This is a genomic window from Halomonas sp. HP20-15 (assembly GCF_033446685.1).
GTDB lineage: Bacteria > Pseudomonadota > Gammaproteobacteria > Pseudomonadales > Halomonadaceae > Modicisalibacter.
Genome location: NZ_JAWQLY010000001.1, coordinates 358,042 through 376,404 on the forward strand (window position 1 = coordinate 358,042; position 18,363 = coordinate 376,404).

14 protein-coding genes are annotated in these 18,363 nt (G+C 63.1%); 11 read left to right on the forward strand and 3 right to left on the reverse strand.

The genetic code is table 11. The features are described from left to right. Positions 1–174 precede the first annotated feature (174 nt). Positions 175–3,942, forward strand: a complete 3,768-nt coding sequence (locus tag R6258_RS01730) for a nitrate reductase subunit alpha (protein ID WP_318446615.1) — start codon at positions 175–177, stop codon at positions 3,940–3,942. A 183-nt stretch (positions 3,943–4,125) separates the two neighbouring features. Continuing rightward, a complete protein-coding gene (hmpA, locus tag R6258_RS01735) occupies positions 4,126–5,310 on the forward strand; it encodes an NO-inducible flavohemoprotein (RefSeq protein ID WP_318446617.1) in 1,185 nt (394 codons plus the stop codon). Between the two features lie 84 nt (positions 5,311–5,394). Here the strand turns inward: hmpA and R6258_RS01740 are convergent, their stop codons facing one another. Beyond that, positions 5,395–7,014 carry a Na+/H+ antiporter gene (locus R6258_RS01740; RefSeq protein ID WP_318446618.1) on the reverse strand — a complete coding sequence of 540 codons (1,620 nt, stop codon included), beginning with the start codon at positions 7,012–7,014 and terminating at the stop codon, positions 5,395–5,397. 374 nt (positions 7,015–7,388) lie between these two features. Here R6258_RS01740 and R6258_RS01745 point away from each other — a divergent pair, with 374 nt between their 5' ends. The 3 genes from R6258_RS01745 to R6258_RS01755 all read left to right on the forward strand — a co-directional run bounded on the left by R6258_RS01745 (position 7,389) and on the right by R6258_RS01755 (position 8,533). After that, complete coding sequence (locus R6258_RS01745) at positions 7,389–7,706, forward strand: carboxymuconolactone decarboxylase family protein (protein ID WP_318446620.1); 318 nt, start codon at positions 7,389–7,391, stop codon at positions 7,704–7,706. A gap of 112 nt (positions 7,707–7,818) precedes the next feature. Next, a complete protein-coding gene (locus tag R6258_RS01750) occupies positions 7,819–8,223 on the forward strand; it encodes a ribonucleotide reductase subunit alpha (RefSeq protein WP_318446622.1) in 405 nt (134 codons plus the stop codon). Between the two features lie 94 nt (positions 8,224–8,317). Next, complete coding sequence (locus R6258_RS01755; protein WP_318446625.1) at positions 8,318–8,533, forward strand: DUF2945 domain-containing protein; 216 nt, start codon at positions 8,318–8,320, stop codon at positions 8,531–8,533. Positions 8,534–8,553: 20 nt separating this feature from the next. On the opposite strand, the gene narL is transcribed toward R6258_RS01755, so the two are convergent. Both narL and R6258_RS01765 read right to left on the reverse strand, forming a co-directional pair. After that, positions 8,554–9,192: a two-component system response regulator NarL gene (narL, locus tag R6258_RS01760; RefSeq protein ID WP_318446627.1), complete on the reverse strand. Its 639-nt coding sequence runs from the start codon at positions 9,190–9,192 to the stop codon at positions 8,554–8,556. Continuing rightward, positions 9,192–11,024 (reverse strand): type IV pili methyl-accepting chemotaxis transducer N-terminal domain-containing protein, encoded by a 1,833-nt coding sequence (locus R6258_RS01765; RefSeq protein WP_318446629.1) that lies wholly within the window; start codon positions 11,022–11,024, stop codon positions 9,192–9,194. The genes narL and R6258_RS01765 overlap by 1 nt, the downstream gene beginning before the upstream one ends. Before the next feature lie 239 nt (positions 11,025–11,263). On the opposite strand from R6258_RS01765, the gene R6258_RS01770 reads away from it, so the two are divergent. The 6 genes from R6258_RS01770 to R6258_RS01795 all read left to right on the forward strand — a co-directional run bounded on the left by R6258_RS01770 (position 11,264) and on the right by R6258_RS01795 (position 18,352). After that, on the forward strand, positions 11,264–12,547 hold the full coding sequence (locus R6258_RS01770; protein WP_318446631.1) for a nitrate/nitrite transporter: 1,284 nt from the start codon (positions 11,264–11,266) through the stop codon (positions 12,545–12,547). 27 nt (positions 12,548–12,574) lie between these two features. Continuing rightward, positions 12,575–13,990 (forward strand): NarK family nitrate/nitrite MFS transporter, encoded by a 1,416-nt coding sequence (locus tag R6258_RS01775; RefSeq protein ID WP_318446633.1) that lies wholly within the window; start codon positions 12,575–12,577, stop codon positions 13,988–13,990. A 422-nt stretch (positions 13,991–14,412) separates the two neighbouring features. Next, positions 14,413–16,044, forward strand: a complete 1,632-nt coding sequence (gene narH, locus R6258_RS01780) for a nitrate reductase subunit beta (RefSeq protein WP_318446635.1) — start codon at positions 14,413–14,415, stop codon at positions 16,042–16,044. Then, on the forward strand, positions 16,037–16,774 hold the full coding sequence (narJ, locus tag R6258_RS01785; protein WP_318446637.1) for a nitrate reductase molybdenum cofactor assembly chaperone: 738 nt from the start codon (positions 16,037–16,039) through the stop codon (positions 16,772–16,774). The genes narH and narJ overlap by 8 nt, the downstream gene beginning before the upstream one ends. Positions 16,775–16,791: 17 nt before the next feature. Beyond that, positions 16,792–17,469 (forward strand): respiratory nitrate reductase subunit gamma, encoded by a 678-nt coding sequence (gene narI / locus R6258_RS01790; RefSeq protein ID WP_318446639.1) that lies wholly within the window; start codon positions 16,792–16,794, stop codon positions 17,467–17,469. 67 nt (positions 17,470–17,536) lie between these two features. Next, a complete protein-coding gene (locus R6258_RS01795) occupies positions 17,537–18,352 on the forward strand; it encodes a peptidylprolyl isomerase (protein WP_318446642.1) in 816 nt (271 codons plus the stop codon). Positions 18,353–18,363: the final 11 nt, after the last annotated feature.

Here is an 18,363-nt window from a genome sequence, read left to right on the forward strand (position 1 = left end):
AACTTGACTGAAATCAAAATTCTCCCGCCGCGATCTCCTTATGGTGACCTCAGTTCAAGCATGGGAGGTTCGCCATGGCAAGCCCGCTGACACGCCTATGCCCCCTGGCTCCGGCGACATGACCGAGCCAACGACTCCCCGACTCATGACCGGAATCCATCGAGGCAAGACACAATGAGCCATTTTCTCGACCGACTGCAGTATCTGGGCAAGACCCGCGAGGCCTTTGCCGACGGCCATGGCGAAACCCGTAGCGAATCCCGCGACTGGGAAGACGGTTACCGCGCGCGCTGGCAGCATGACAAGATCGTGCGTTCCACCCATGGGGTGAACTGCACCGGCTCGTGCAGTTGGAAGATCTACGTCAAGAACGGCCTGGTCACCTGGGAAACCCAGCAGACCGACTATCCGCGCACCCGCCCCGACCTGCCCAACCACGAACCGCGCGGCTGCCCGCGTGGCGCCAGCTATTCCTGGTATCTGTACAGCGCCAACCGCCTCAAGTACCCGCTGGTGCGCAAGCGCCTGATCAAGCTTTGGCGCGAGGCGCTGGCCCAGTATGTCGATCCGGTGCTGGCCTGGGCTGCCATCGTCGAGGATCCCGACAAGACCGCGCAGTACAAGAAAGCCCGTGGCATGGGCGGCTTCGTACGCGCCGAGTGGGACGAACTGGAGACATTGATCGCGGCGTCCAATGTCTACACCGCCAAGCAGTATGGCCCCGATCGCATTATCGGCTTCTCGCCGATTCCGGCGATGTCGATGGTTTCCTACGCCGCCGGCGCGCGTTACCTGTCGCTGATCGGTGGGGTGTGCCTGTCGTTCTACGACTGGTACTGCGACCTGCCGCCGGCCTCGCCGATGACCTGGGGCGAACAGACCGACGTGCCGGAATCCGCCGACTGGTACAACTCGAACTACATCATCGCCTGGGGCTCCAACGTCCCGCAGACGCGCACGCCCGATGCCCACTTCTTCACCGAGGTGCGCTACAAGGGCACCAAGACCGTGGCCATCACCCCGGACTACGCCGAGGTCGCCAAGCTGTGCGACGAGTGGCTGAGCCCCAAGCAGGGCACCGACGCGGCACTGGCCATGGCCATGGGTCACGTGATCCTCAAGGAGTTCCACCTCGCCAAGCCCAGCGCCTATTTCACCGACTACGTGCGTCGCTACACCGACATGCCGTTCCTGGTCGAGCTGGAAACCCGCGAGGACGGTAGCTTCGCCCCCGGCAGGCAACTGCGCGCCAGTGACTTCGACGCCAACCTGGGCCAGGACAACAACCCCGAGTGGAAGACCGTCGCCTGGGACGAAACCAGCAACCGCCTGGTGGTGCCGCGCGGCTCCATCGGTTTCCGCTGGGGTGAACAGGAAGACGGCGAAGGCCGCTGGAATCTCGAGCCGCTCGACGCCGAAGGCAACGAAGTGTCCCTGCAGCTGTCGCTGGCCGAGAGCCACGACAGTGTCGCCAAGGTCGGCTTCCCCTATTTCGGCGGCATCGCGCATGAGCATTTCGATCATGTCGCCGGTAACGACGTGCTCTACCACAACCTGCCGGCCAAGCACCTGACGCTGGCCGACGGTCGCGAAGTGCTGGCGGTGACCGTGTTCGACCTGATGGTCGCCAACTATGGCATCGACCGTGGCCTGGGCGCCGAAGGCGAGGACGACGGCGCAACGGCCTACGACCAGGTGCGTCCGTATACGCCGGCCTGGCAGGAACGGATCACCGGCGTGCCCGCCGCCCAGGCCATTCGCCTGGCCCGCGAATTCGCCGACACTGCCGACAAGACCCATGGCCGTTCGATGATCATCGTCGGTGCCGGTATGAACCACTGGTACCACATGGACATGAACTACCGCGGCCTGATCAACATGCTGATCCTGTGCGGCTGTATCGGTCAGAGCGGCGGCGGCTGGGCGCACTACGTGGGCCAGGAGAAGCTGCGCCCTCAGACCGGTTGGACCCCGCTGGCCTTCGGCCTCGACTGGCAGCGTCCGCCGCGCCACATGAACGGCACCTCGTTCTTCTATAACCACTCCAGCCAGTGGCGCTACGAGAAACTCGAAGTCAGCGAGCTGCTCTCGCCCATGGCGCGCCGCGAAGACTTCTCCGGTAGCCTGATCGACCTCAACGTGCGCGCCGAGCGCATGGGCTGGCTGCCCTCCGCGCCGCAGCTCGACACCAACCCGCTGCAGCTCGCCGAGGCCGCCCGTGTGGCAGGCGTCGACCCGGCCGACTACGTGGTCGCCCAGCTCAAGAGCGGCAACCTGCGCTTCGCCGCTGAGGATCCGGATAGCCCGCAGAACTTCCCGCGCAACCTGTTCGTGTGGCGCTCCAACCTGCTCGGCAGCTCCGGCAAGGGCCACGAGTACATGCTCAAGTATCTGCTGGGTACCAAGCACGGCCTGCAGGGTAAGGACCTGGGCGACATGGGCGGCGCACTGCCCGAGGAAGTCACCTGGCGCGAGGACGCCCCGGAAGGCAAGGTCGATCTGCTGGTGACGCTGGACTTCCGCATGTCCACCACCTGCCTGTACTCCGACGTGGTATTGCCGACGGCGACCTGGTACGAGAAGGACGATCTCAATACCTCGGACATGCACCCGTTCATCCACCCGCTGACCGCGGCCACCGATCCGGCCTGGGAAGCGCGCAGCGACTGGGATATCTACAAGGGCATCGCCAAGGCCTTTTCCAAGGTGTGCGTCGGCCACCTGGGCCAGGAGACCGATATCGTTACCCTGCCCATGCAGCACGACACCCCGGCCGAGCTGGCCCAGGCCGAGGTCAAGGACTGGAAGAAAGGCGAGTGCGAGCCGATCCCCGGCAAGACCATGCCGCACCTGATCGCGGTGAAGCGTGACTACCCGGCGACCTATGAGCGCTTCACCTCGGTCGGCCCGCTGCTCGATACCCTGGGCAACGGCGGCAAGGGCATCAGCTGGCAGACCCAGTCCGAGGTCGAACTGCTCGGCAAGCTCAACCAGCGCAAGAGCGAGGGCCCGGCCGCCGGTCGCCCGAAGATCGAGACGGCGATCGACGCCGCCGAGATGATCCTGACGCTGGCTCCCGAGACCAACGGCAACGTGGCGGTCAAGGCCTGGGAGGCGCTGTCCAAGATCACCGGCCGCGAGCACGCCCACCTGGCGCTGCCCAAGCACGAGGAGAAGATCCGCTTCCGCGACATCGTCGCGCAGCCGCGCAAGATCATCTCCAGCCCCACCTGGTCGGGTCTCGAGGACGAGCACGTGTCGTACAACGCGGGTTACACCAACGTCCACGAGCTGATTCCGTGGCGCACCGTGACCGGCCGTCAGCAGTTCTACCAGGATCACGCCTGGATGCGCGCCTTCGGCGAGAGCCTGCTGGTCTACCGTCCGCCGATCAACACCAAGGCGATGACCGGCCTCACGGAGCGCAAGAGCAACGGCAACCCGGAGATCGCGCTGAACTGGATCACCCCGCACCAGAAGTGGGGCATCCACTCCACCTATAGCGATAACCTGCTGATGCTGACGCTGTCGCGCGGTGGCCCCATCGTCTGGCTGTCCGAGGACGACGCGCGATCCATCGGTGTGGAGGACAACGACTGGATCGAGCTGTACAACGCCAACGGTGCGGTCGCCGCCCGCGCGGTGGTCAGCCAGCGGGTCAAGAACGGCATGGCGATGATGTACCACGCCCAGGAGCGCATCGTGAACGTGCCCGGCTCCGAGGTGACAGGTACGCGCGGCGGTATCCACAACTCCGTGACCCGCGTGTGCCCGAAGCCGACCCACATGATCGGTGGCTACGCCCAGTTGTCCTATAGCTTCAACTACTACGGGACCGTGGGCTCCAACCGTGACGAATTCGTCATCGTGCGCAAGATGCACCATGTCGACTGGCTGGACGGAGAAGGCAACGACAGCGTGCAGGAGCAGGTGAAAAGCTAACCGGCTCCGCTTGCAGCAACACAACGGCGAATCGCCCTGCTCCATGCAGGGCGATTCGCATCCAGCGCAGGCTTAACCCCTGCTTGACGGCAGTAACTATTTCGACTGCCCTCATCTAATCGACGAGCTATTTCCCTGGGCTATTCGATAGTCACCAGGGGTCCGTGAGCTTGAGAGGAGTGTATGTTGACATCCGAACAGGAACGAATCATCGAAGCGACTGCACCGGTCGTGGCGGAACACCTCGACGCCATCACTCAGCGATTCTATCCGCTGATGTTCGAGCGCTATCCCGAGGTCACCTCCTTGTTCAATCAGGCCCACCAGGCAGATGGCGGGCAACCCAGGGTGCTCGCCAGCGCCGTCCTGGCCTACGTGCAACTACGTAAGGAACCCGAAAAGGTCAGGACGACACTCGCCACGGTGGTCAGCAAGCACGTGTCGCTGGGGATACGACCCGACCAATACCCGATCGTCGGGGAGTGCCTGATGGCGGCCATCGGCGAGGTCCTGGGCGATGCGGTCACGGCCGAGGTGGCCGATGCCTGGGGTGCTCTTTACCAGGAACTGGCGACGCTGCTGATCGAACTGGAGGAAGCCAGTTATCAGGAATTTGCCGAGCGTCCCGGCGGTTGGCGGGGCACGCGGCAATTCCGAATTGCCGAGACCCGTCAGGAGAGCGCGGTAATTCGCTCGTTCATTCTCGAGCCGGTCGACGGCGGAGCGGTAGCTGATTTCCAGCCCGGTCAGTTCGTCGGCGTCAAACTCACCATTGATGGCGAAACGGTACATCGCCATTACAGCCTGTCCGGCTTCCCCAACGGGAAAAGCTACCGCATCTCGATAAAGCGTGAGCCCGGCGGCCGGGTCAGCCAATATTTCCACGACGAGCTGAATGTCGGCGATGAGCTTGAGCTGCTCCAGCCCGCGGGACAGTTGATACTCGACGAGACCACCGCCCCGGTGATGCTGATCAGCGGCGGCGTCGGCCAGACGCCCATGTTACCCATGGCCTGCCGCGCACTCGAACAGGGGCGCCAAGTCGTCTATCTCCACGCGGCTCAGGAGCGCGAGCATCATGCCTTCGCCGATGAACTGGACAGGTTGGCCCAGAAAGGCTATCCAGGCTCCCTGACCTCGGTGACGTTCTATGAACGCGGCGAGCAGGATGACCGAGCCGACCATATCGGCCGCGTCAACCGTGAGCTGCTGGAGCGCTACCTGCCCGACGATTCGCCCGAATGTTATTTCGTCGGTCCGCAGGGATTCATGACGGCGGTCGACGAGGCGCTGAAAGCACTCGGCGTACCCGCCGAGCGGCGTCACTTTGAACACTTCGGACCGTCACGGCCGCTGCACGCCGCCTGAATCTGAATCCTCATCCCTCATCAGCCGGGATGAACAAAGCCGGTCGCCATGGCGATCGGCTTTTTTGCTCACTGCTTTGTTGACTTACTGCAGAGCGGCTTCTTCGTAATCCAGCTCGCGAATCAGGGTCTGCAACATCTGCTCGTCGATATGGCGTCGCTTGCGCAACCGGTAGAGTTCCTTGCGCTGGACCTGGATCGCCTGCATGCGCAGATTCGTTTCCAGAACATAGCGCTGCACCGCTTCGTTGGCTCGATCCTCGCGCTCCATGGCCATCGCCTGCATTTCCTGCCGATAGGAATCGATGATCCGGGCCGTGACCGAGCCTTTCGATTCGATATCCTCATTCGACTGAGCCTTCAACCACTCCTCCAGCCAACTGACGGCCGCCTGGGAAGCGCTCTGGCGGGCCTTGAGCAACTCGCGCTCATGCTCGTCCAGGTCGTTGAGCGACAGGTATCGCAGGAAGTAGGGAATGCCCAGCGCGCCGATCAGCAGCGAGAGGATGATCACCGCGGCGGACAGAAAGATCATCAGGTCGCGCCCTGGAAACGGCGTCCCGTCGATGAACAGCGGTACCGAGAGGATGCCCGCCAGGGTGATCGCACCGCGGACCCCCGCTACCGAACTCAGCGCGGTGGTCAGCAGCAGCGGCTGACTCTGACCACCCTTTGCGCGCCGCTTGAGCAGGCGAGTCTCGCTCCAGTGGTAGGCGTAGATGAAGGCGAAGCGGATCATCAGCAGCAGCGCCATGATCACCAGCGCATAGACCACCAGCGTACCCATGTCGTAGCTCTGGGTGGCTGAGGCCTCCCACACGCGCTCGACGATGCCGGGGAACTGTAGCCCGAGCAGCAGGAACACCAGGCCGTTGAAGCTGAAGTCGAGCATCTCCCAGATGCTGCGGTTGAGAATGCGCGTGCTGGTCTTCACCGGCAGCATGTCGACGCGGCTCTGCACCATGCCGGCGGCCACCGCCGAGAGGATCCCCGACATGCCCGCATGCTCGGCGAGAAAGAACGCCGCGAACGGCAGCAGCAGGATGGTGACCACATAGGTCGCCGGGTCGTAGAGATCACGCGCGGTCATCCACTGCTTGATCTTGCCCACCGTCCAGCTCAGCGCCCCACCGATCAGCAGCCCGCCCAGCGCCACCACCAAAAACTCGCCGGATACCGACACCAGCGAGAAGCTGCCGGTGATGACCGCGGCCATGGCGATCTTGAACGACACCAGGCCGGTGGCGTCGTTCATCATCGCCTCGCCTTCCAGCTGATGAGACATGTGACGCGGCAGCCGGCCCTGGGCGATGGCGATCACCGACAGGGCATCGGTGGGCGACAGGATCGCGGCCAGAGCAAAGCTGGCGGCCAGCGGGATCGACGGGATCAGCCAATGGATGAAGTAGCCGACCGCCGCCACCGTGATCAGCACCAGCAGCAGCGACATGGCGGCGATCTGCCCGCCGTGCTCGGTGAATTCCTTCTTGGGGATCTTCCAGCCGTCGTAGAACAGCAGCGGCGGAATGAACAGCATCATGAAAATCTCGGGGTCCAGCTCGATCTCCATGCCGAACGGCGGCAGGGCCAGCAGGCTGCCCAGCAGGATCTGCAGAATGGGCAGAGGCAGCGGAATGATGTTGGCGAGAATGCGGCTGGCGCCAACGGTCAGGGTGAGCAGAAAGACGAGATTGAGTATGTCCATGGGGTGGTCGGGCCGGATAGATCTCTTAGGAAGTTTCACCAGTCGCTATCGGCTGTCATGTCGCGTTCTGTAATGGCTCGGCAATTACCCGAGCGGTTGCTCGTTCGGCGCCGCTGACTGGTGCTCCCGACACCGCATCAGAGCGGCACGCAGGAGAATTGCCGCTTAGCTTACTCCCATAAAAGGCTCTGGTTAGCCGCGCATGCGTGCAGATTCGACCGACCTTGATTTCAGTCATTCTCACCCATGGAGCCGGGTCTTATCGGTCCGTAAGTAGTTTCGTGCCGCGAAAGACAAACGTTATGCTGGAGAGCCTCGAAGGCTAGCCACGCAGGTCGCAACTAGCGGCTATCAATGACAAGACAGGAGCCCCCATGGCTGAACAACTACCTTCAGGCGCAGGCGACGTCGCCAAGCGCCATCCGGAAATCTGGAAGGCCTACGCCGACCTGGGCAAGGCCTGTGCCGAGGCCGGCCCGCTGGACAAGTCGTCGAGCCGGCTCGTCAAACTGGCCCTGGCGATTGGCGCGGGCTCCGAAGGCGCGGTGCACTCCCATGTACGCCGCGCCCTGGACGAGTCGATTGCTCCCGAGGCGATCAAGCAGGTCGCCCTTCTCTCCATACCTACGCTGGGGTTTCCCCAGGCCGTGGCGGCACTGACCTGGATCGAGGACATCACCGATCCGAAGTAGTCCAACCGAGCCTTGGCGTACCCGGTCGTGACCCACGACCGGGCGCGCACTGCTTCGAGCGCCATGCCGAAACTGGGCTCGCGCGCAATCATCATTTTCCGAGGTAATCGACATGGCCATCGCCAACTACGCCGAACTTCTCGCCGAAGCCCACCGTCAGCCCGTTCCACAGCGCCTGCTGTTCGTATTCGCCAAGGCAGAACTGCCCGACAACCCCGATGCACAGCAGCGCGAGCACTTCGAGCAGGGCGAGGGCGGCGTATTGACACCGGCCCTTTGCGTCGACAAGACGTTGGATGAATTGAGCGACATGGAGTCGCTGATCGAGGAATCCCAACGCACCGGCGTAGCCTGGGATCTCCTCTTCGTCGCCGCATTGGCCGGCGACGGCGTGAATCCGCCGACCAGCGAAGAAGCCGAACGCCCCCTGCAGCGTATGGTCGAAGCCTTGCAGATGGGCAGCATCGGTAACTTCCTGGCGTTCGATCGCCAAGGAAACGCGGTCGACATTCAGTAACGCGGCGACATGCTGCCGACGTAAAATCAATACATGCGCTCGCAAGGTCTACGCTGGATACGGAACTTCATCAATTCATGGCTGGAAGGATTACATGGCAAAACGTTTCAAGGTAGGCGATCACGTCCGTTGGAACTCGGAAGCGGGTTATGTCAGCGGTCGGATAATCCGCGTCCATACCCGCGATACCGAATACAAGGGACACAAGCGTCGCGCCAGCGAGGATGAGCCGCAATACGAGATCGAGAGCGACAAGACGGATCATATCGCCATGCACAAGGACTCGACACTAAGCAAGATCGACGACTGACCGACACGGGGACCCGGCTGTTACGACACCCCCTGGTTGACCGCCCATACCGCCGCCTCGACCCGCGAACGCAGGCCTAGCTTCTTGAGCAGGTTCTTGACGTGAACCTTCACCGTGCCCTCGGTGATGTCGAGCCGGCGCGCGATCATCTTGTTGCTCATGCCGCGGGCCAGCGTGCGCAGGATATCCAGTTCGCGCGAGGTCAGCGAGGACAGCGCATCGGCGTGAGCGGCGCGGCCACCACTGACGATGCCGGCGAGTATCGCGGCGAGCTGCGGGCTGATCACCAGCTTGCCTTCAGCGGCCTCCTTGATGCGCTCCAGCAGATCCTCGGGTTCCATATCCTTGAGCAGGTAACCGTCGGCCCCGGCACGTAGCGCAGCGACTACATCGTCGTCGGCATCCGAGACCGTGAGCATGACGATGCGCGTATCAATGCCGTTGCTGCGCATCTGGCGCAGTGCATCTAGCCCATCCATCTTGGCCATGTTCATGTCCAACAGGATCAGATCGAGATCGAGCTGACCCGCCATCTCCACGGCTTCGACACCGTTGGACGCTTCACCGGCGATGACCATGTCCGGGTCCATCTCGACCAGTTGGCGCACGCCGCGCCGGAACAACGGATGATCGTCGACGATCAGGATGCGTGTACTCATCAGGTGCCTCCCAGCAAGGTAACCGATTCGCTCCCGGCAGTGACCTGCGGCGTGAAACATAACTCAACTTCGGCTCCGCCCCCGGCGCGATTATGCATGTCGAGCGTGCCGCCCAGGCCAGCCGCACGCTCACTCATGATCGTGGTGCCGTAATGGTTCGGCCGCGCATGCTGCTCGGCCAGGCCCACCCCATCGTCACGGATGCATACCCTGACCTGACCGGACTCGGTAGTCTGCAGGTGGATGTCACAGTTTTCGGCCTGGGCGTGGTGAACCACGTTGGACAGCGCCTCGCGCACGATCTGCAGCACGTGGATCTCCTCATTGGGGGTCAACGGACAATGCCGCAATTCGTATTCGAGCAAGACCTTGAGCTTGCTGCGCTGGGCGAACTCGCGCACCGTCTCGTTGAGCGCCGCCTCGAGGCCTGGTTCGGTCATCTTCAAACGGAAGGTGTTGAGCAGTTCGCGTAGCTGGCGGTAGGCCGAGCTGAGACCTTCGCGCAACTCGTCGATGATCGCCTCCTGCTCGGCCGCTGGCCGCTGAAGGCGGATGACCTGCTGCAGACGCACCACCTGGATCTTCAGGTAGGAGAGCGACTGGGCCAGTGAATCGTGGAGTTCGCGAGCGATCACCGCTCGCTCATCCATCAACGCCAGGCGACGCTGCTCGTCGTTGATCTGGCCCAGTGACAGGGTCGTCGCGATCAGCCCCGCCACGGTCTCGACCAGATCCATCTGCCAGCGTAGCGGCGGAGTGCCTTTCGGGTACCGCATCAACAGCACGCCATAGCGACGGTCGGACTCGCTGACCACCACCGGACGAACTTGCGCCGGCACCCGCTCACCGCTCAGACAAGGTCCGCAATCCGGAGCCTGGCAGAAATCGGGGCGATCGCCCAGTTGGGTGGAAATGCGCTGATAGGCACGCTCGGCATCGTCCTGCGACAGACACAAGGTGATCGGGCCAAGGCCGGTGACCTTTTCCAGATGCTCGAGCACGTCGCGGAAGTCCTCGCTGCCCGGGGTCGAACTATTGAGCTGACGAGCAGCCTGGTAGAGCAGCCGCAACGACTCATTGCTGCGCTTGAGCTCGGCCGTCTTGGCTTCCACCCGCTGCTCGAGCTCCGCATACATGTGCGACAAGCTCTCGTTCATCTGATTGATGGTATGCGAGATCAGACCCAGTTCGTCGTTGCCTGCATAATCCACGCGCCCCTCGAAGTCGCCATGGCGTACCCGGTTGATCACATGGAACAACTCGCGCAGTGGCGGCACGATATCGGAGATCAGCTTGTACATCGCCACGAACACCAGAATCAGGGTCAGAAACAGCACGATGCCCTGAAACAGGCGCAGCATCTGGACGCGCGACTCGGCTTCCTGTTGCAACTGGCCGACCAGGCTATCGACTTCGCTGACGAACTTGCCGACCTGAGCGTTCAATGCCGGCGGCGGGCGTTGCTCGCCGGTCAGCAGGGCCGGGCGCAGCATGCCCTGCCACATCTCGGTCACGGCGGCATAACGGTCGGCCAGCGGGTGGCGTGGATCATCGGGAATCAACGAGGCAATGACCGGGCTTGTCAGACTGGCATCGAAACGCTCGAGCTGTTGGCGCAGCGCAGCGTTACCCACCGGCTCCTGCAGACGCGTACTCAATAACCGGTAGGCCTGCATGCGCAGTGCACCGGCTTTGTTGATGGCCGCGGCGTCGCCACTTGAGGTTTCGGCGATCAAGATCGACCCGAGCATGCTGGTCAGGGCGAGGATGACGATCCCCGCCATGGTGAGGCCGGCCCTGAAGATCAGCGAGCGGGTAATGGACTGGGACATGCACGCTCCTACAGGACTATCACCAATGCCTCGCTGTTGCTTCCACGGGCCCCAATGCCGTCCTGTTCCTATTGAAATTTATTATAAAACAATATGATGCATGAAAACCCCTGACTACCTCTTAAGGAGTAGCCACGCTAACCTACCCCGCCCGCCTCGCGAGTTCACTTGATTCCAGTCAATCTCGACCAGCTGCATCGTGCCTATGGTTGCCTCAGGTTCAACCGGGAGGGCTCGCGATGGCAAGCCAACAAGTCAAACAGTTATCCGTGCTCACCCTGAGCACGACGGCATTCACCCTATGCTTCGCCGTGTGGGTGATGTTCGCCATTATCGGCATTCCCATCAAGGCCGAACTGGGCCTGACGGAAACCCAGTTCGGGCTTCTGGCGTCGACACCCGTGCTCACGGGGGCATTGAGCCGTCTACCGCTGGGCATGCTCACCGACCGCTTCGGCGGACGCATCGTTTTCACCGTGCTGATGTTGAGCACGGTGATACCGATCTGGATGATCTCGGCGGCAACCGCCTATTGGCATTTCCTGGTTTTGGGGCTGTTCGTCGGCTTGGCCGGTGGCTCCTTCGCGGTAGGCATTTCCTATATCGCGCGCTGGTTCAGCAAGGAACGCCAAGGCTTCGCCATGGGCATCTTCGGTGCCGGTAACGCCGGCGCGGCGATCACCAAGTTTGTCGCCCCGAGCCTGGTGATCGCCTTCGGCTGGCAGATGGTGCCGCGTGTCTACGCCGTCGCCATACTGATCATGGCGATGGTCTTCTGGCTGTTTACCTTTACCGACAAGTCCCATCAGATGAGCGCCAGCGTATCGGTAAGACAGCAGCTTGCCCCCCTCAAGGATGCTCGCGTGTGGCGCTACTGCCAGTACTACTCGGTCGTCTTCGGCGGCTATGTGGCGCTGTCGCTGTGGCTGACCAAGTACTACATCGGCGAGTACGGCCTGTCGATCCAGACCGCCGCGCTGATCGCCACGGTGTTTATCCTGCCCTCCGGCATGATCCGGGCTCTCGGTGGCTGGCTCTCCGACCGGTTCGGCGCGCACTCGGTGACCTGGTGGGTGATGTGGACCGCGTGGATCTGCCTGTTCCTGCTTTCCTATCCGAAAACTGACATGACCGTGCAGACCGTCAACGGCTCCCGCGAGTTCGCCCTTGGCCTGAACGTATGGATATTCACCGCGCTGCTGTTCGTGGTGGGAATTGCCTGGGGCTTCGGCAAGGCCTCGGTATTCAAGTATATCGCCAGCGACTTTCCTGACGACATCGGCGTGGTTTCCGGTATCGTCGGCCTGTTCGGCGGACTCGGCGGCTTCCTGCTGCCGGTGATGTTCGGAGTGCTGCTCGACGTCACCGGCATCAACAGCAGCATCTTCATGCTGCTCTACGGCGTCACCTGCATATCCCTGCTGTGGATGTACTTCGCCGAAGTACGCCGCAGCGACTACTTCGCGCGCTCCGCGTCCGGTCCCAAACCGGCACGAAACGCCGTCCCCATCTCCCACCGCTAACCTTTACTTCGCTCAGGAGGACATATCATGAGCATCAATCACCCCGTAGGCGCAAGCTCCAGAACGGGGCCGATCCTGGCCGACTGGCGACCTGAGGACAAGGGTTTCTGGTCGAGCGTCGGCAAGCCCATCGCCAATCGCAACCTGTGGATCTCGATTCCCGCCCTGCTGCTGTCGTTCGCCGTGTGGATGGTGTGGAGCGTGGTCGTCGTCAATCTGCCGCGCGTCGGCTTCAGCTACACCACCAACGAGCTGTTCCTGCTGGCCTCGCTGCCGGCCCTGTCGGGGGCCACGCTGCGCATCTTCTATTCGTTCATGGTGCCGATCTTCGGCGGCCGGCGCTGGACGGCGATCTCCACCTTCTCGCTGGCGATCCCCGCGGTGGGCATCGGCTTCGCCACCCAGTCGCCCGACACGCCCTACTGGATCATGATGGTACTGGCGTTCCTGTGCGGCTTCGGCGGCGGCAACTTCGCCTCCAGCATGGCCAACATCAACTACTTCTTCCCCAAGGACGAAAAGGGCACCGCCCTGGGCCTGAATGCCGGGCTGGGCAACCTGGGGGTGTCGGTGGTGCAGTTCGTGGTGCCGCTGGTGATCACCGCCGGCGTGTTCGGTGGCCTGGGCGGCGAACCGCTGATGCTGGCCAAGGACGGCGCCTCCCAGCCGATCTGGCTGCAGAATGCCGGCTTCATCTGGGTGCCGTTCATCCTGCTGACCGCCGTCGCCGCCTGGTTCGGCATGAACGATATCGCCGACGCCAAGGCATCCTTCCAGGAACAGGCGATCATCTTCAGGCGCAAGCACAACTGGCTGATGTGCTGGCTCTACGTGGGCACCTTCGGTTCGTTCATCGGCTTCTCCGCCGGCTTCCCGATGCTGATTTCCACCCAGTTCCCCGCCGCCAACGCCATGCAGTATGCCTTCCTCGGCCCGCTGGTCGGCGCCCTGCTGCGTCCGGTCGGCGGCTGGATCTCCGACAAGCTGGGCGGCGCCACGGTCACGCTAGGGGCCTTCGCCGGCATGGCCTTGGCGGTGTTCGGGGTCATCTATTTCCTGCCCAGCGCCGAAAGCACCGGCAACTTCTGGGGCTTTCTGGCCATGTTCATGGTGCTGTTCGCGCTTTCCGGCATCGGCAACGGCTCCACGTTCCGCATGATCCCGGTGATTTTCATGACCCAGCATCAGCGCCAGGCCGGCGACGATCCGCAGGCTCGCGAACAGGCGGCCAAGCAGGCCGCCAAGGAGGCCGGCGCGGTACTCGGTTTCACCTCCGCGATCGGCGGCTATGGCGGCTTCTTCATACCCAAGAGCTACGGCACCTCGATCGCCCTGACCGGTAGCGTCGAAGGCGCCCTGTTGGTCTTCGTGGCCTTCTACGTCAGCTGCATCGCGATGACCTGGTGGTACTACGCCCGCAAGAATGCCGAGGCGCCATGCTGATTCAACGTCCGATTGGTCTGTCCCTCACGACGAGCAAGAGAGCCGGCATCCGCCGGCTCTTTTCATTGCTGACGATCGCGCGCTCTGGCGGCTTTCAGGCCCTACCCCCAAAGAGCCCCCCTGGCTCAACGACTACTCCCTAATACATAGGTTTCTTGTGAATAGCCAGTATAAACAACTACTTGAACAGAAGATGGCTTCTACCCCCAAGGGAGTACCCGGTGCTTCGACGCCGAACGCCGCGGCCGGCGACTTGATTCGAGTCAAAAAGCCGCCCCGACAAAAGCCCCAAAGTGGCCAGCGAAACGACGCTTCAACGGGTCAAGGGAGACATCGTGCAGCGGCCTGAACCGGCGACACCGCCTGGCCCTGACGCACCGCTGCCGACTGGTTGAAGACACAATTACCCCGGAGACCGTGATATGAAAATTCGCTCACAAGTGGGCATGGTCCTCAACCTCGACAAGTGTATCGGCTGTCACACCTGCTCGGTGACCTGCAAGAACGTCTGGACCAGCCGCGAGGGCGTCGAGTACGCCTGGTTCAACAACGTCGAAACCAAGCCCGGCGTCGGCTACCCCAAGGAATGGGAAAATCAGCAGAAATGGAAAGGCGGCTGGCTGCGCAACAAGAATGGTTCCATCCAGCCGCGCATCGGCGGGCGTTATCGCGTGCTGGCCAAGCTGTTCGCCAACCCCGACCTGCCCGAGATCGACGACTATTACGAGCCGTTCGATTTCGACTACCAGCACCTGCACAAGGCCGGCGAAGGCCAGCATCAGCCAGTGGCGCGCCCGCGCAGCGCCATCACCGGTCAGCGCATGAACAAGATCGAATGGGGCCCCAACTGGGAGGAGATCCTCGGCACCGAGTTTTCCAAACGCCGTAAGGACAAGAACTTCGAGACGGTCCAGGCCGATATCTACGGCCAGTTCGAGAACACCTTCATGATGTACCTGCCCCGGTTGTGCGAGCACTGCCTCAACCCGACGTGCGTGGCCTCCTGCCCGTCCGGCGCGATCTACAAGCGCGAGGAAGACGGCATCGTGCTGATCGACCAGGACAAGTGCCGCGGCTGGCGCATGTGCATCTCGGGCTGCCCGTACAAGAAGATCTATTACAACTGGAAGACCGGCAAGTCCGAGAAGTGCATCTTCTGTTATCCGCGCATCGAGTCCGGCATGCCAACGGTCTGCTCCGAGACCTGCGTGGGCCGTATCCGCTACCTGGGCGTATTGCTCTACGACGCCGACCGCATCCAGGAAGTGGCCTCCTCCCCTGACGAGCGCGACCTGTACCACCGCCAGCGCGAGATCTTCCTCGACCCCTTCGATCCGGAAGTGATCGCCCAGGCCAAGCGCGACGGCATTACCGACAACGTGATCAAGGCCGCCCAGGCCTCGCCGGTCTACAAGCTGGCCATGGACTGGGGCCTGGCGCTGCCGCTGCACCCGGAATACCGCACTCTGCCGATGGTGTGGTACGTACCGCCGCTCTCGCCGATCCAGTCCGCCTTTGATGCCGGCCACATCGAAAGCGACGGCGTGCTGCCCGATATCGAGTCGCTGCGCATCCCGGTGCGCTATCTCGCCAACCTGCTCACCGCCGGCGAGGAGGCGCCCGTGGTGCTGGCCCTCAAGCGCTTGATGGCGATGCGCGTCTACAAGCGCGCCCAGCAGGTCGAAGGGCGCCGCGCCGATGGGGTGCTCGACGCCGTGGGGCTGTCTGAGGCCCAGGTCGAGGAGATGTACCGCTACCTGGCCATCGCCAACTACGAGGATCGCTTCGTGATTCCGACAAGCCATCGCGAGCAGGCCCGCGAGGCCTTCCCCGAGCGCGGCGGCTGCGGCTTCTCGTTCGGCAATGGCTGCCATGGCGGCGACAGCGACGCGAGTCTGTTCGGCGCACGCAAGCACACCGCCACGCTGGTCAAGCCGCAGACCCATCGCGACGACCACGACCACGCGGCCCCGGCAACGGCTGTCGCCGTCAACCATTACACGCCGACACCGGCCCCGAAACGTCCCGCGCCGGAGGAAGAATCCAATGCGTAGCCTGATCGTCCTTGCCCGCCTGCTCGACTATCCCACCCGGGAGCTGCAGCAGGCCGCCCTAGAAATGCAGGCCATCGTCGCCAACGAGGACCACTTGAGCCACCCGCAGCGCGCCGCGCTGCATGGCTGGATCGGACGCATCGGTGCTGCCGAGCTGCTCGACCTGCAGGCCGACTACGTGGCGCTGTTCGACAAGGGCCGCGCCACCTCACTGCTACTGTTCGAGCATGTCCATGGCGAATCCCGCGACCGCGGCCAGGCGATGGTCGACCTGCTCGATCAGTACCGCCAGGCCGGCTTCGAACTCAGCGCCCGCGAATTGCCGGACTTCCTGCCGGTGTTCCTCGAATACCTGTCGACCCGCGACGAGGCCGATATCGCCCAGCAGTTAAGCGACATTGCCCATATCCTGGCCCTGCTCGCCGCCCGCCTGTGCGAGCGCGAGTCCGACTATGCCCTGATACCCACCGCGCTGCTGGCCATGGTGGGTGCCGATACCGCCATCGACGAGCACGCCGAGGCGGTCAAGAAGGAGGCGCGCGACGACACCCCCGCCGCCCTCGACGCGGTGTGGGAGGAAGAAGCCGTGCGCTTCAACGCCACCTCCGACGAGGACTGCGCACTGCAGTCAGCCACCGGCCGGCGACAGGCTGAACTCAAGCGCCAGTTCCAGGCGGACGTGCCGATCCGCATCGTTCCATCCACCGTCAACGCCGCCCCGGGCCACTAAATCAGGAGCCTGCCGTCATGAACTATCTCAATGAATTGCTGTTCGGCCTGTACCCCTATGTGGCCGGAACCATTTTTCTGGCCGGCGCCCTGCTGCGCTTCGACCATGGCCAGTACACCTGGAAGACCGGTTCCAGCCAGATGCTTTCCAAGCGCCAGATGCGCCTGGCCAGCAACCTGTTCCATATCGGTATCCTGGTGATCTTCTTCGGCCATCTGGTCGGCCTGCTCACTCCGCACTGGGTGTATGCCCCGTTCATCAGCGCCGGCACCAAGCAGGTCATCGCCATCGTCGTCGGCGGTATTGCCGGGCTGATGTGCCTGGCCGGCGGCGCCATGCTGCTACATCGTCGCCTGACCAATGCGCGCGTTCGCGCCACTTCCAGCCGCGCCGACATCGTCATCCTGGCGCTGCTGGTCGCCCAGGTATCGCTGGGCCTGCTGACCATCATCCCGGCGATGGGTCATCTGGACGGCGGCGCGATGCTGGAACTGGCCGAGTGGGCGCAGTCCATCGTGTTCTTCAAGGGCGGCGCCGCCGAGCACCTGGCCGAAATGGGCCTGATCTACAAGCTGCACATCCTGCTCGGGCTGACCATCGTACTGGTGTTCCCGTTCACCCGCCTGGTGCATGTGTGGAGCGCGCCGCTGGGTTATGTCGGTCGGCGTTACCAAATTGTCCGTCGCCGGGCCTGAAACTGCCCTGCTCGGCCAGGCAATGCTGGCCGAGCAGACCCAGTTTCACTGTTGAGGATTGATCAAGATGCAACTGATTCCGCTCGAAACCCTGCCCGCCAACGCACAGACCATGGCGATCCCGCCGGTCTGGGTGGGCGTTGTGAACATCCCAGCCGAGGACATCGCCCGGGAAATGCAGTACCACCAGGCCGACTCCGTGGAGGAAGCACAGCTCGAGGCGGCACGCGCCTTGGTGGTACGCGAATTGCTGCGCCAGCGCTGCAGCGAGTTGGGCTGGGACATCGAGGACGGCGAAGAGGCAGCACTGGCCGCGCTGCTGGACGCGGAACTGGAAGTTCCCGAGCCCGACGAGGACCATTGCCGGCGCTACTTCGAGGCCAACGCCGAGCGTTTCAGCGAGCCGCTGCACCTGTCGGTACGCCATATCCTGCTTGCCGCCGCTCCGGATGACGCCGTGGCCCGGGACAGCCAGTACCGCCTGGGCCAGGCACTCGTCGCCGAGCTACAGACTCAGCCCGAGCGTTTCGTCGAGTTCGCCCAGCGCCACTCCGCTTGCCCGTCGAAGGATGATGGCGGTGAGTTGGGCTGGCTGGCGCCAGGCCAGACCGTTGCCGAGCTGGACCGCGCCCTGCAGCGCCTGCCCGAAGGGCTCCACGACCGTCCGCTGGCCTCGCGCTATGGCTGGCACGTGGTGAGCCTCGACCACCGTGAGGGCGGACGCATCCTGTCCTACGCCGAAGCCGCCGAGCGCGTGCGCCATACCCTGCGCGAACAGGCCACACGCCGCGCCCTGCGCCACTACCTGCTGGCCCTTGAAGCGCGCCTGGCCGTGAGCGGCGTGTCACTGGATGATGAAAACGCCGGTGCACTGATGCAGTAAACCACTACAGG